Below are 13,932 nucleotides of genomic sequence, written 5' to 3'. Positions count from 1 at the left end.
AATAGAAAAGTTCGATTAGATTAAAGGAGAGTCAAAAATGAGTCAGCTTAGCAACACACTTTTACGATATGCAAAGAAAATAGAATGGCATTCATTTTTAATGGGTGGTTTGATGGTTATCTTTGGTTTTATTATGGTCTTCCATCTAGACTTACAAATCAAACAATATAGTATTATTATTGGTCTAATTGCCATTTTGAAAGGTTTTTTAAATTTCAATTACTACTCAACTAATACGCGATTAGAACCCAAAGAAAAATGGCACATTCTTTACCTTTTTTCTGGAATAGTCAGTATCATCATTGGATTGTTTATCATTTTTAACTTTTCAGCTACTAATAATGTACTATGTGTTATCTGTGGTTTTTGGTTCATTTGGGATTATATTCCCCAAATTATTCTAACAGAATTAGAATTTATCAATCACAGACAACTGCTTATAACATTTAGAATAATTCAAGGAATCGCTATTTTATGTGGGATTATACTAGTGTCCCAATCATTTATCCCCTATATTAATCCCTTGATGTTTGTTATTTGTTATTATCTTCTCTCAGGAGGCGTTCTCCTTTGGGAAAATTATCAAGTCTTTAAAAAAAGAAGCTAATCTTTTACTTAGAAAAGATTGCTTCTTTTTTTTGTCCTCTATATAAGAAAACGAGTATCACGATAAATATCAACAAGATACTGTACTTGCTCACATCTAGTACTTCTATTGCTTTAGTATCTATTTCTTTAAAACTATAGCTATGTAAAATATTATTCAATGATACCTTGTGTGACGTATTCGTCACTATAAGTAACACAGCCATCATAATTAATTGATGAACGATACTTCCGATATTTCCTAATCGGTACTTGGCAATCAATCTAAAATCACGAGGTAATACAAGATACTGATAAACAGCTTGGTTTAATTGTTGATTATAAATTGAGGTTGTGATGCTTAGTGTGAACACACCGATATAAAATAATTGATGCGTTGAAAGTAGTAAAAAACTAATAACTAAACCATAAACAATGACGTGTTGCTTGTTTTTAATTTTTTTGCCAATCATTGGAGAAATAATAATAGACGTTAAGTATAAACTATACACAATCATTAACGATGATTTACCATGATTAATCATTTGATACAATGTGCAAAACACTAAAATAAAATTCGTTAGCATCCCCTTATATATCATTAAAGCACTCTCCAAAGGTCTGAATTGACGTTGGCTTGTTATTTTCTTGTAGTAAACAAAGTAAATGACCAATAATACAAGCATAATCAGCATTAAACTAATTAAAAAATTCGTCACTCCTAATTTCTTGTCTCCTTTAATAATGAAAACCGTGAAAAAGCCAACAAAGAATAATACGAGTGTTTCAATAGTTGAATAATTGGGGTATGGAATAGTCTCATCAATCGTATAATCAGGATAAGTTGATATCACACTATACAGCAGAATTAAATTTAACCCTAAAAATAAAAACGTTTCTACCATTGATACATCAATTAGTCTAAATAAAGCGGCTGAAAAGACTAGTCCATATCCAAGAGAATATAACTGACTACTCCCTTTAAACTCATTTAAACTACGCTCATGAAACATCACTGTGGTATAACTTGGAAACAACAATCCTGAACATATTCCTAACAAACTTCCTGCTATCCAACCAAATATAATTGACTGAGTGATAAATAAACCAAATACACAACCGAGAATCCCTACGACAATTGAAACAGGTAATAATTTCTTCATTGGGAGTGTTTTTAACCTAATTAGAAAAAGAATGGTTGTCTTAAAACAATAAAAAAATAATAATGGCAACAAATAACTAAATTCTCTATTATGTTGCAAAAACACATGTACTAAAATAAAAATTGGAAATAAATTCATCCCATTAACTAATACAAATGGAATAAATTGTAATGATTCAAATCGTTTTTTTATATTTTCCATTATATCACCTCTTCTGTCCTCACTTAGTTTACAATATTTTTCTTTGTATCACAAAATTCTTTATATTTTGGAAATCAATCTTTTTTCGTTATAATACATATAAACTCAAAGGAGGAATGAATGTGTTAACTATTAAACAAATTCCAACAGGTACCATTCAAGAAAATTGCTACTTAATCTATAATGATAAATCGTTACTGGTGGTTGATCCGGGTGACGAAGCTAAAAAAATAGAAGCTGAAATTGATGCTTTAGATGTTAAACCTGAAGCTATTTTAATCACTCATGCTCACTATGATCATATTGGTGCAGTTGACGAAATCAGAGATAGATATAATATCCCTGTCTACATCAGTCCTATCGAGCAATCATGGTTAACTGATCCACAACTAAACTTATCTGGTTTAAGTCGTCACGATGATATGGCTGATGTAACCGCTAGGGAAGCTGAGTTTGAATTAAAAAACTATGATAACTATACAATTGGTGATATGACCTTTAAAGTTGTTCCAACTCCTGGACACTCACCTGGTAGTGTTAGTTTCATCTTTGATGACTTTATAGTTTGTGGTGACGCGTTATTTAGAGGCAGTGTTGGACGAACTGACTTACCTTTTGGTGATTCTCAAACTCTTTTATCAGGAATTAAAAAAGAACTATTTACCTTACCCGATGACACAAAAGCTTATCCAGGACACGGACCTGTCACAAGCATCGGTCGAGAAAAACAAGAAAATCCATTTTTTAATTAGATTTATATTAGTACCTATAGATACCTACTTATCTTAGGTACTTTTTAATTTCCAAAAAAAGATTTGGTTTTAAAAAAAGATAATGTATACTTAATTGTGATAAAAAGGAAAAAAGGGGAATTAATAATGGATTTTTATAACATATTAAAAGTAATCTTTTTAGGGATTGTTGAAGGGATTACAGAATGGCTACCTATTAGTAGTACAGGTCATCTTATTCTAGTGGATCAATTTATTAAACTAGATGCTTCAAGTGATTTTAAAGAAATGTTTAATGTTGTCATTCAATTAGGTGCCATCCTAGCTGTTGTGGTTTTATATTTTAATAAATTAAACCCTTTTGCTAGAAATAAATCAGGTATCGAGAAAAGAGAGACTTGGTCGTTATGGTTTAAAGTAGTCGTGGCGTGTATTCCAGCAGGTGTTTTAGGAATTTTATTTGATGATTTTCTAGAAGAACATTTTCATAAATTCGTTCCTGTGGCAATGATGTTAATTCTTTACGGCGTCTTGTTCATCATTGTCGAAAATCGCAATAAAACGATGAAGCCAACTACAACAACTCTAAATCAACTAACTTATAAAACAGCCTTTATTATTGGTTTATTCCAAGTTCTATCATTAATACCTGGGACATCTCGCTCAGGTGCTACTATTATTGGGGCAATGATTATTGGCTGTTCACGTTATGTAGCAGCTGAATTCACTTTCTTTTTAGGTATTCCTGTTATGTTTGGTGCTAGTGGTGTTAAAATTTTGAAATTCTTGTTAAAAGGAAATTCATTCGGTTCTCCTGAAATCATCTTACTATCAATCGGAACGATTGTTTCGTTTGTTGTCTCAATTTTAGCTATTAAATTTTTGATGGGTTATATAAAAAAACACGATTTCAAAGTATTCGGTTGGTACAGAATTATTCTTGGTACCATCATTCTCATTTACTGGTTAACAACATTATAATAAATACAACCATTGAAGAAGCGATTTTTCGCTTCTTTTTTTATAATCATTCTCATTGATAACGACTATCAATCCCATATAGATTATAACTATTCTAATCTAGTTTTTTTTGTGTTACACTTGATTCATAAGGAGGTAATACAAATGAGTTATCTTAAAGAAAACAAACAAATGCTTGCAACAATCGTCTGTGGCGTCCTTATGTTACTAGGGTTTATTGTAGACAAAAATAACATGAATTTCGCTCCCATCATCTATATCGTCGGTATGATTATTGGTGGATTTTCACAGACAAAAGAAGGTATTGAAGACACAATTGAGAATAAACATTTAAGTGTCGATTTATTAATGGCTCTAGCTGCTATCGGCGCATGTACGATCCAATTTTATTTTGAAGGTATTATGTTAACATTTATTTTTTCATTAAGTGGATCATTAGAAGAGTACACAACAAGTAAAAGTAAAAAAGAAATTGAAAATTTAATGGCGATTCAACCAGAAAATGCCTTTTTATTATTGGCAGATAATACAACAAAAGAAGTTCCTGTAGCTGAACTAAAAATTGGTGATAAACTTCTTGTTCCTAAAGGTGCTAGTGTCCCAATAGATGGTGAACTACTTAGTGAATACTCATCAATTGACGAAGCTGCCATTACTGGAGAATCAATTCCTGTTGAAAAAATGTATCATGACTCACTTTTCGCTGGAACAATAAACGTTGGTAATGCAATTTCAATGGTTGTAACAAAAGAAGCAAAAGATACTTTATTTAGTAAAATTATTCAATTAGTTGACGAAGCTCAAAATACACCATCCAAAACAGCAAGCTTTTTAGATCGATTTGAAAATGTTTATGTTAAAGCGATTTTAGTTATTGTACCTTTGATGATTTTTCTTCCCTACTTCTTTTTAGGTTGGAGTTGGAGTGAAAGTTTTTATCGTGGAATGGTGCTACTTGTTGTTGCCTCACCTTGTGCTTTGGTTGCATCAGCAACACCAGCAACACTTGCTGCGATTTCTAACGGGGCAAAAAACGGGGTTCTTTTTAAAGGTGGCGTCTTTTTAGAATCACTCTCAGATTTAAAAGCTATTACGTTTGATAAAACAGGTACTTTAACTAAAGGTATTCCCGTTGTCACGGATGAATTTTTTATAGACTCACAATGTGACCATGCTGTCTCTACTTTAGTTACAATTGAAAAAAATTCAACACACCCTTTAGCAAATGCGATTGTCCGTTTTTATCAAGATTCATTTGTTACAATTAATGACTCTTTAGTTGTCGAAGAAATTGCGGGATCAGGTATGCAAGCAACAGAACAAGATACATTATGGAAAGTTGGAAATAGTGATTTTGTCACTGATTCCGAATTAGATGAAAACACAATGGAACAAACTTTACAGCTACAAAAAGAAGGAAAAACTGTTATTTATCTATCAAAAAATAATCAAGTCGTTGCGTTCTTTGGCTTATTAGACGTTCCAAAACCTGAGGCAATTGAGTGTGTTCGTTACTTTAACGAAGCGGGTATCACAACGACTATGTTGACAGGCGATCATCATCAAACAGCTAATGCCGTAGCAAAAATTGTTGGTGTGGATCATGTCATTGCAGATTGTTTACCAGAAGATAAAACAATTTTTATTAAAGAGCAAAAAGAAGAAGTTGGAACAAATGCTATGATTGGTGATGGTATCAATGATGCTCCTGCCCTTGCTAACGCAACAATCGGTGTTGCAATGGGACAAGGAACAGACATTGCAATTGACGTTGCTGATATTGTCTTAATGCAAAATGACTTGAATAAATTGGCAATGAGTCATCAACTATCTTTAAAACTCAAAAAAATTGTCACAGAAAATATGATTTTCTCTATTTCTGTTATTGTCTTACTTATTATCTCAAATTTTTTACAAGCGATTAATTTACCTTTAGGTGTAATTGGACATGAAGGAAGTACCATTCTAGTTATCTTAAATGGATTACGAATGCTTAAACCCATAACACCAAAAGAGCACCATTCACATTACCACACTCATACTAAAACAAAAACAGCTCACTAAAGTTTGGACAAATTGTCCAAACTTTTTTTATTGTCATTTCATAAACTTTATGATATAGTTTTAAAAACTAGATAAAGGAGTTTTTAATATTGAAAGAGTCTAACGAACTAAATTTAACAGACTTTTCTTTACCTTTATGGCATGAGTTACCTGACATTGATGTTTACATGGATCAACTAGTTACTATTGTTGAGAAATATTTGCATCCTTTATCAGCAAATGGGATTCCATTTAAACCACTTACACCGTCGATGGTAAATAATTACGTTAAATTAAAGTTAATTCCAAAACCAATTAAAAAAAAATATAGTAGAAAGCACCTTGCAAGAATTATTGTTATCACGATTTTAAAACAAGTCTTTGATATTCCGTCTATTCAAAGAAGCATTGATTTACAAACTGAAAATACAAATTCAGAAGATGCCTACAATCTTTTTTGTGAGTACCTACATGAATCATTGCATGCTTTTTCAACTCAAGGACAAACTATCGTCTTCAATAATCCAAAAACAGATATTGCCCCTATACGTTGGGCTTGTATTACCATTATTAGTAAACTTTTTACTGAAAGTGCACTAACTTCAACATTAAAACAGATAGATGAGAAGGAGATTGACACACAACATGACTGAAAAAATTGCATTATTAGTAGATTCCGGTATGGATACACCAACAGAAATTACTCAACTAGATGGTGTTTTTGTTGTTCCTCTAAGTGTAAATTACTCAAATGGTAGCTTTCTTGATAACATTGACATTACGGCAGACGAAATCTATGCTCGACTAGATGAAGAGATTCCCTCTACCTCTCTTCCCTCACTTGAAATCATTGAAGATACTATTAATCAAATAAAAAAAGAAGGTTATACTCATATCTTAACAGTCACCATTTCAAGTGGATTAAGTGGGACTCACAACGCATTAAGATTACTATTAGATGATCACAACGATATTCACACACATATTATTGACACAAAAAGTATTGGTATTGGTGGAGGAATTCAAGCAGCTTATCTAAAAGAGCTGATTGATAAGCAATACAGTTTTGATTCTCTTGTAGAAATCGGTGAACTTTTACCTAAAAAGGGACGAGTTTATTTTAGTATTCCAACCTTAGAATATCTAAAAAAAGGTGGAAGAATTGGATTAGTTACTTCCATTATAGGAACAGCTTTGAATTTAAACCCGGTTATTTCATGTAATAATGAAGGGATTTATTATACGGTCACTAAAGCACGTGGCAGGAAAAAAAGCTTGCAAAAAATGATTGATCAACTAGTCGAATTTGCTGGTGAAAGCAAAGACTATCGTATTGGTATTGCTTATGGAACGTGTATTGAAGAAGCTGAAACAGTCAAACAAAACATTTTAGAGAAATTACCTTTTGCTAGCAACGTTTACTTCGATGATGTGAGTCCCGTCTTAGGTGTTCATACTGGACCAGATGTGGTTGGGGTAACTATTTTAGATTTAAATTAGGAAACATTGTAATTAATTTATTGCAAACTGATTATGGTTTCTGTATAATGAGAATGTTGATTACATATGATTTATCAATGTAAACTCTATGTCGGAGGTGAAAACAAATGCCAAATATTGAATCTGCTATCAAACGTGCTCGCACGAGCCAAATTGCAAACGAGTCTAACTCTGCAAAATTAAGCAAAATGCGTACTGCTATGAAAAAATTTGAAAAAGCTGTAGAAGAAAATGCTGATAACCAACAAGAATTATTAGTAGCTGCTACACGCGAAATTGATATGGTTAGTGCAAAAGGATTAATCCATCAAAATAAAGCAAACCGTGAAAAGTCACGTTTAGCTAAAAAAATCGCTAAATAAAAAAACTTGATTGACTGAATCTTTTGATTTCCAGTCATCAAGTTTTTTTATTTAAATTCTTTCATCAAAAATAATTCAAACAATAAATTAGCATCCATGTATCCGGACTTCATCTTATAATCATTCTCCACTAGATAATCGAAAATTGCTCCCAGTGTCTTCAACTCAAATCGTTTTGCTTCCTGTAATGATAACTTAATACGATACGGATGAATCTTTAAGACATCAATCATATTACTTTGTTGATAATGTCTATCAGCCATAATCTTCACTTGAACTAATAATCTAAATTGACTAACTAAAATGGCATTAATTTTAATAGGCTCTTCACCTTGAAGGAGCAACTCTTTATATAATGTCAATGAGTTGTCTTTTTGACCAGATAAAACGTATTTCAATAAATCAAAAATACTATGCTCTAGCGTTCTTGGTATCAACTGATGTACCATCTCTTTTGAAATCTTTTTAGAATCAGTTGCTGCTAAAAACAATTTATCTAATTCATTCATCATCTGACTTAGATTAGCATTAGTTAAATAAATAAATTCTTCAAATGCTTCCTTACTAATCTCGTACCCTTCTGCTTTAATCGTGTCAGCTACATATTTTTGGGCCAAACGATTATCCATGTCTGAAACATCAATCATTATCGCTTCTTTTTTTAATTTTTTCACGATTTTTTTGCGCTCATCTAATTTATCATATGGTGCTAGGAATACTAAAATTGTCGATGGTGATGGTTCATCTAGATACTCAAGTAATGTGTTTAAATCATGTTCGACATCTGTTTTCTTTTTTTCACCCGTCAAAAAATAAGGCTCTTGAATGAAAATAATTTTCCTATCACCAAAAAAAGGAATCGTTTGTGCCTCAATCATAACATTGTCTAGTAAATCTTGTTTCATATCGAATGTCATCAAATTAAAAGATTGTTCTTCTTCATTCATTCCAGACGCAACTAGTTGTTTTTTAAATTGTTTCGTTAAATAGCGTTCCTTTCCAAGCAATACATAAACGGAATCAAATTTTTTCTCTTTTATTTTTGCTAGTTCTGTTTGAAAACTCACTTCTACCCACTCATCCTTTTCATCTTCTCCTACTCATTTTAACAGATTTTCATTTCACTGACCGTATTTTTAACATGTCTTTTTTTAGTGGTAGCCATTTTTGATAGATCATGCCCTGTTCATCCGTTCTAAAAATCTGAATATTTTCTTGATTAAGTGTATCGAGTGTTTCAGGTGATGGATGTCGAAATCGATTCGCTTCTCCTACTGAAATAACTGCTTCTTCAGGATTTACTGCGTTAATGAATTGTAATTGGCTTGATGTTTTACTCCCATGATGGCCTATTTTAATGCAATCTGCTGCTAACTCACTTTCCGAATATTTAGTTAATAATACTTGTTCTCCCTCTTTTTCCAAATCCCCCATCAGTAAAAATGTTTTTTCATGAATACTGAGTTTTAACACTATTGAATCATTATTTTGCCCATCACCCATAGTATCCGGAAAAAGTATCTTCATATCGATTCCTGGAAATTGTATATTGGTTGCTGATGTTACTTTGTTAATCTTTTCTATCTGTGTGCCCTCTATTTTTCGTCTGACATTTTCTTGTTCATGTGTTCCTAGCGTCATTATTAATTGTTTAATGTCTATCTCTTTAGCTAAACGATCTATGTCACCAAAATGATCTTCATGGGCATGTGTGATAAAAACACCATCTAACTTTGATACGCCCTTACTCTTAAGAAATGGAATCAAGGTATAGTCTGCTTGTCGTTTTGCGTTTCTTTTTTGTTTCCATTCTTCTTGTGGGAAAGACAAACTTCCTCCCGTATCTATCACATAATTTCCTCTATGAAAAGGCAACTGAATAAACATAGCATCACCTTGGCCAACATCAACAAAGGCAATCATTCCCATTGGATTTAAATATTTAAAACTAAAACACAGACAAGGACTAACAAATAAAAATAATACACGAGATTTAGAAAATTTAGGATGACTTTCCCAATACATTAAACAATACAATTGTGCAGTGATGATAGCTAACAATATATAAATAGGAAACGTGCCTGTAGTCAACTGGAAAAACGTTACTTTTTCACACCATTCCGCAAGTAAATGAATGCTTGAGATAATCTGTTCCAATAAGTTAATCAAAATAGTTGGTAATGTCATAGAAAACAACAGTGCCAAACACAATATTGGTAACAAACATTGAAATAAAATCGGCGTGAACAGCAAACTAAAGACACTAGACAATACATTAAACTCGTAAAAATAATAACTTAATAATGGAATCGAGAAAAAAGTTAAAAGTAACTGAAATAAAATGAATTGGTTAGATGCTTTTTTGTCCTTCAAAATTGGTTGAATAAACAAAATTAAGAAACTTAGGTAATAGCTGAGTTGACCACCAATATTAAATAATAAAGTTGGAACAAATAAACTATGACTAATCAATGTCAGACTCCAACAATCTAACGGGCTAAGTTTCCAATGATTGCGACCATTTGCTTTTTTAATGATATGTTGCAGGGTTGCACGAACTACTCCAATACTATATCCCGTTAAGCCAATGAAAACACATAAAAATACTACTTCAATAATTGATACCTTTTCTTTTGTCAAACCAATTCGTAATAAAAGCGATTGAATCATGGTTATAAAAAATGTCACATGTAAGCCTGATAATGCAAAAAGGTGCGCTAAACTTAGTTTATTCCACACTTCTCGGTTATCACCATCATTTATACCAAGTATTAAGCTAGACATATAAAAAGATGTATAGGGCCCAAATGTTTGATTTATTTTTTTGAATAACCTTGTTCGAAAAGAGGATACTATCTCAATTGGTTGTTTAATGGTTAATGTTTTTTCTGATACCTTTTCTACTTCTGTCAGTTTATAGACTCCTAGAACTTGCTTATTCTTCAAATAATCTGTGTAATCAAATCCACTTAAATTTCGTCTTGTTTGAGTTTTGACTCTTTCTTGGTAACTTGTTACAATCAGGGGATTTTTTACATTTAGTAAATAATCTTTGTCCTCTTTTGTTTTTAATTTGTATTGAAGTAAATATGTTCGTTGATGATTTTTAGCCTTAGCTTTAACAAAATCTCCATCAACTTGTATAGTGTCTGGTAATAGTGTCCACGTTTGTTTGGTTTCACTATTTAATGTGTCTGTTCTTAAAGGTTTGGTCGCAAAAAAATAACCATTTGCTAGTAAAAAAAATACTAAACAAATCGTTATGAGTCGTTTATTTTTAGAAAAACCTATCCGAAATCCTATAACTAAAAAGAACACAGCTATGCCCCATAGTGGCTTTAATAAATACAATAACCATAGCATATAAAATATAACGGGATAAAAAAAATACCCCTTGATAGAAGTATTTTTCTTATTCATTGTCTGTTCCAAAAGCTAATGTTTCAAAATACTCTTGTGATAGAGTGACTTGGTGAATCGTTGCACCAGCTTGCTCAATCAGTTTAATGGCATAATCATCATTTCGATAATCTTTTAAATAGTGAATCTTTTTAATGCCTGCTTGCAAAATCATTTTAGTGCATTGAAGACAAGGAAAATGTGTCACATATATTTCTGCACCATCTGTTTCAACACCAAATTTAGCACATTGTAAAATAGCGTTCATTTCTGCATGAATCGTGCGCACGCAATGGCCATCAACTAAATAGCATCCTTCATCAATACAATGCACATCTCCTGTAACAGAACCATTATATCCACCTGCAATAATTCGTCTATCTCTCACAATCGTTGCCCCAACGGATAATCTAGTACATGTACTTCTTAAAGATAATAGCATACTTTGGGCCATAAAATATTGATCCCATGGAATTCTTTCTCTGCTCATTTTCTGACCTCTTTTTCTATGAATTAAGTTTATTGTAATGGATTTTACTTGATTTAACCAGTTTATTTATGTTAGTCCGTCCATTCCCCCAGCATGACCTCCTACTAAGTGACTCCGTTCAATCGCTGTGGCGCCTTCCAATAAACTCGACGCATGAACAATTGCGTCAAAACCAAATCGTTTACGAATCACATCAATCGTCTGATCTAGTAATCGGTCATTAAGTGTTGTCCTTGCTTCTTCAAATAGATTAAGTTGAATTGCTTGATTTCCCACTAGTTTTGAATAACTAACTGCAACACTACGAACAGCTTCACCATTATAATGAGTATCAAATAGTTGTAAACAATGCATTACTAACTCTTTTGATGAATCCGTCGCATCAATTTTGATTTGTCGTCTAAATCCTGTACTTTCACTGTATTTTGAATAACCAATGGATAAAGCCACACATTCGGTTTGAAACGACTTTGCACGTAGCCTTGTTGCGACTTGTTCTGCTACTTCTCGGATAACGATTTTTATCTCATTGATTTTGGTATAATCTTTTTTTAAAATTTGACTGTTGCCAATACTTTTAGATACTGTTTATAAGTTTCATTGATATTCGCTCGATCAATCCCCCAAGCATGTGCCACTAATTGTTGCCCAATTAGTCCTAAAGGATGTTTAATATGGAAAAAATCATAATGTGCTAAATCATAAATACTATAAATACCTAATTGATTCAATCTTTTCTCCATCGCTTTATTGATACCCCAAAAATCTGTTAGCTTTGGTATACGCCACACTGTTTTAGAGACATCTTGATAACGCCATTCTGCAATCATGTCAGGATTATTTTTGGCTTCATTATCTAGCGCTAGTTTACTAAGCAACATATTATCACCAATACCAATCGTGCAATACAATCCCATCTCGTGATAAATATCTCGTTTTAACTGTTGAGCAAACTCATACGCTCCCATACGAAAAAGTTTTTTTGAGGCACTAATTCTGACAAATGTTTCATCAATTGAATACACTAAAATATCCTCATCAGCGACATATTCTTTAAACAATTCGTTTATCTTTATATTTTTTTCAATGTATAAATTCATTCTGGGTGGCACAATCAATAAATCTGGATGATGGGGTATTTCAAAACGTCTCGATACATTGCTAATCCCTAATTCTTTTTTTTGCCCTTGGAGAAGCAGCTAATGCTAATCCTCCAGGTGAGTCAGCTCCACTCATCACTACAAGTAAAGTATTTAAAGGGTCTAGCCCTCTTGCCACACATTCAACAGAGGCATAAAAACTTTTCATATCAACGCATAAAATATCATCTTGCTTCTCTTTTGTGTAATCAAAAAATTGATTATTATTATAACTCATCGGCTCTAGTCTAACCCTTGGTACCATTTCATTTCAGATGCTAATTCAATGTGTCGAATTAACGATAGTTCTATTGGCAATTCATCAATATAAATTGTCGTCTCTGTATAACCTTGTATTTTTCCAACTAATTCATTTGAAAAACTACCATTATCACTATTTGCAATATTTGGTTGAATGCGAACAGGAACTTGTTTTAAAATCGATTCATTAATGACTGAAAGAATCTCATCAAAATCCATCATTGATTTGCCAACATGATAGGTTGAATGCTTCTCATCCATATGATGTAATTCTCTTGTGTGTTCGGATAGATAAAAACCTAAATATTTTTTTATCCCTCGATCATGATAATGATGATTTAACTCAATTGGTTCATTAGCCATATCATTTCATCTCACTTTTCTATTAACTCTCATTTCTTAAAACAATTATACGAACACATGTTCTAAAAGTAAAGAGGAAAATTAGACAGTAATGGATGATTTTAATTGTTCAAAGGTTTTTTCTCCTATTCCATCCACTTCTTTTAACTCCTCAATTGATTTAAAAGAGCCTTTTTCTTCACGATAACGCAAAATATTTTCAGCTTTTTTCTCACCAACACCATTTAATGTTTTTAATTCCTCAATCGTTGCTGTATTCAAATTAACTAGAGTATTTGTTGTTTCATCTTTTGATGACGCATTTTTAGAAGGAGTCACCTCAGCTAGTTCTTCTCCTTTTTTGGGTATATAAATTACCATTTGGTCACTCACTCGTTCGGATAAATTTACTTGTCGATCATCTGCCTCAGGTAAAAATCCACCTGCCATCTCGACGACTGTCAATACACGCATTGTTGCATTGACTTTGTAAATACCTGGCTTTACAACAGCTCCTTTAATATCCACATACATCTCATCACTCATCTGTTCACTTGATGACACCGTTGAGTATGTAGTCGAATTCTGTGTTGTCTCCATCACTAAATCTGGCTTAGGTTTGAATACGTTATAAAGCAGCATGATAAAGACTATTAGCCCAAAGATTCCTCCTATGACTATATAGTGCTTTTCTTTTAATTTTTCTATGATATCCATATCTTTTCTCCTTTCAAA

Annotated in this window: 13 protein-coding genes and 1 pseudogene; 7 read left to right on the top strand and 7 right to left on the bottom strand. The window is 32.3% G+C overall.

Features of this window, described 5'->3' with window-relative positions; genetic code table 11:
• Positions 1-37 precede the first annotated feature (37 nt).
• Entirely contained in the window at positions 38-607 is a 570-nt protein-coding gene (locus DW196_RS06460) for a DUF308 domain-containing protein (protein ID WP_118250667.1), read from the top strand.
• Positions 608-611: 4 nt separating this feature from the next.
• Here DW196_RS06460 and DW196_RS06455 read toward each other — a convergent pair whose 3' ends face one another.
• Positions 612-1,949 (bottom strand): hypothetical protein, encoded by a 1,338-nt coding sequence (locus DW196_RS06455; RefSeq protein ID WP_118250666.1) that lies wholly within the window; start codon positions 1,947-1,949, stop codon positions 612-614.
• A gap of 122 nt (positions 1,950-2,071) precedes the next feature.
• Here DW196_RS06455 and DW196_RS06450 point away from each other — a divergent pair, with 122 nt between their 5' ends.
• The 6 genes from DW196_RS06450 to rpsT all read left to right on the top strand — a co-directional run bounded on the left by DW196_RS06450 (position 2,072) and on the right by rpsT (position 7,566).
• Positions 2,072-2,701 carry an MBL fold metallo-hydrolase gene (locus DW196_RS06450; protein ID WP_071456559.1) on the top strand — a complete coding sequence of 210 codons (630 nt, stop codon included), beginning with the start codon at positions 2,072-2,074 and terminating at the stop codon, positions 2,699-2,701.
• Between the two features lie 126 nt (positions 2,702-2,827).
• On the top strand, positions 2,828-3,661 hold the full coding sequence (locus tag DW196_RS06445; protein WP_071456558.1) for an undecaprenyl-diphosphate phosphatase: 834 nt from the start codon (positions 2,828-2,830) through the stop codon (positions 3,659-3,661).
• A gap of 144 nt (positions 3,662-3,805) precedes the next feature.
• The gene (locus DW196_RS06440; protein ID WP_118250665.1) at positions 3,806-5,725 is read left to right on the top strand and encodes a heavy metal translocating P-type ATPase; all 1,920 of its coding nucleotides are present in this window, start codon (positions 3,806-3,808) and stop codon (positions 5,723-5,725) included.
• 89 nt (positions 5,726-5,814) lie between these two features.
• Positions 5,815-6,357: a DUF1836 domain-containing protein gene (locus tag DW196_RS06435; RefSeq protein ID WP_084657160.1), complete on the top strand. Its 543-nt coding sequence runs from the start codon at positions 5,815-5,817 to the stop codon at positions 6,355-6,357.
• Positions 6,350-7,204, top strand: a complete 855-nt coding sequence (locus DW196_RS06430; protein WP_118250664.1) for a DegV family protein — start codon at positions 6,350-6,352, stop codon at positions 7,202-7,204. Before DW196_RS06435 ends, DW196_RS06430 begins: the two co-directional genes overlap by 8 nt.
• Positions 7,205-7,311: 107 nt before the next feature.
• Positions 7,312-7,566 (top strand): 30S ribosomal protein S20, encoded by a 255-nt coding sequence (gene rpsT, locus DW196_RS06425; protein ID WP_071456554.1) that lies wholly within the window; start codon positions 7,312-7,314, stop codon positions 7,564-7,566.
• Positions 7,567-7,613: 47 nt separating this feature from the next.
• Here rpsT and holA read toward each other — a convergent pair whose 3' ends face one another.
• The 6 genes and pseudogenes from holA to DW196_RS06395 all read right to left on the bottom strand — a co-directional run bounded on the left by holA (position 7,614) and on the right by DW196_RS06395 (position 13,914).
• The gene (gene holA, locus DW196_RS06420) at positions 7,614-8,633 is read right to left on the bottom strand and encodes a DNA polymerase III subunit delta (protein ID WP_118250663.1); all 1,020 of its coding nucleotides are present in this window, start codon (positions 8,631-8,633) and stop codon (positions 7,614-7,616) included.
• 49 nt (positions 8,634-8,682) lie between these two features.
• Positions 8,683-10,884 carry a DNA internalization-related competence protein ComEC/Rec2 gene (locus tag DW196_RS06415; protein WP_158563537.1) on the bottom strand — a complete coding sequence of 734 codons (2,202 nt, stop codon included), beginning with the start codon at positions 10,882-10,884 and terminating at the stop codon, positions 8,683-8,685.
• A gap of 94 nt (positions 10,885-10,978) precedes the next feature.
• Positions 10,979-11,455: a ComE operon protein 2 gene (locus DW196_RS06410; RefSeq protein ID WP_118250661.1), complete on the bottom strand. Its 477-nt coding sequence runs from the start codon at positions 11,453-11,455 to the stop codon at positions 10,979-10,981.
• A gap of 66 nt (positions 11,456-11,521) precedes the next feature.
• Positions 11,522-12,832: pseudogene (locus DW196_RS06405) on the bottom strand (Y-family DNA polymerase).
• Positions 12,833-12,837: 5 nt separating this feature from the next.
• On the bottom strand, positions 12,838-13,218 hold the full coding sequence (locus DW196_RS06400) for a hypothetical protein (RefSeq protein ID WP_118250660.1): 381 nt from the start codon (positions 13,216-13,218) through the stop codon (positions 12,838-12,840).
• Between the two features lie 81 nt (positions 13,219-13,299).
• On the bottom strand, positions 13,300-13,914 hold the full coding sequence (locus DW196_RS06395) for a helix-hairpin-helix domain-containing protein (RefSeq protein ID WP_118250659.1): 615 nt from the start codon (positions 13,912-13,914) through the stop codon (positions 13,300-13,302).
• Positions 13,915-13,932 lie beyond the last annotated feature (18 nt).

The sequence above is a fragment of the Vagococcus sp. AM17-17 genome (assembly GCF_003471765.1).
GTDB lineage: Bacteria > Bacillota > Bacilli > Lactobacillales > Vagococcaceae > Vagococcus > Vagococcus teuberi.
Note: the sequence above shows the minus strand (reverse complement) of the source record. Positions and strands in the feature narration are given on the sequence as shown.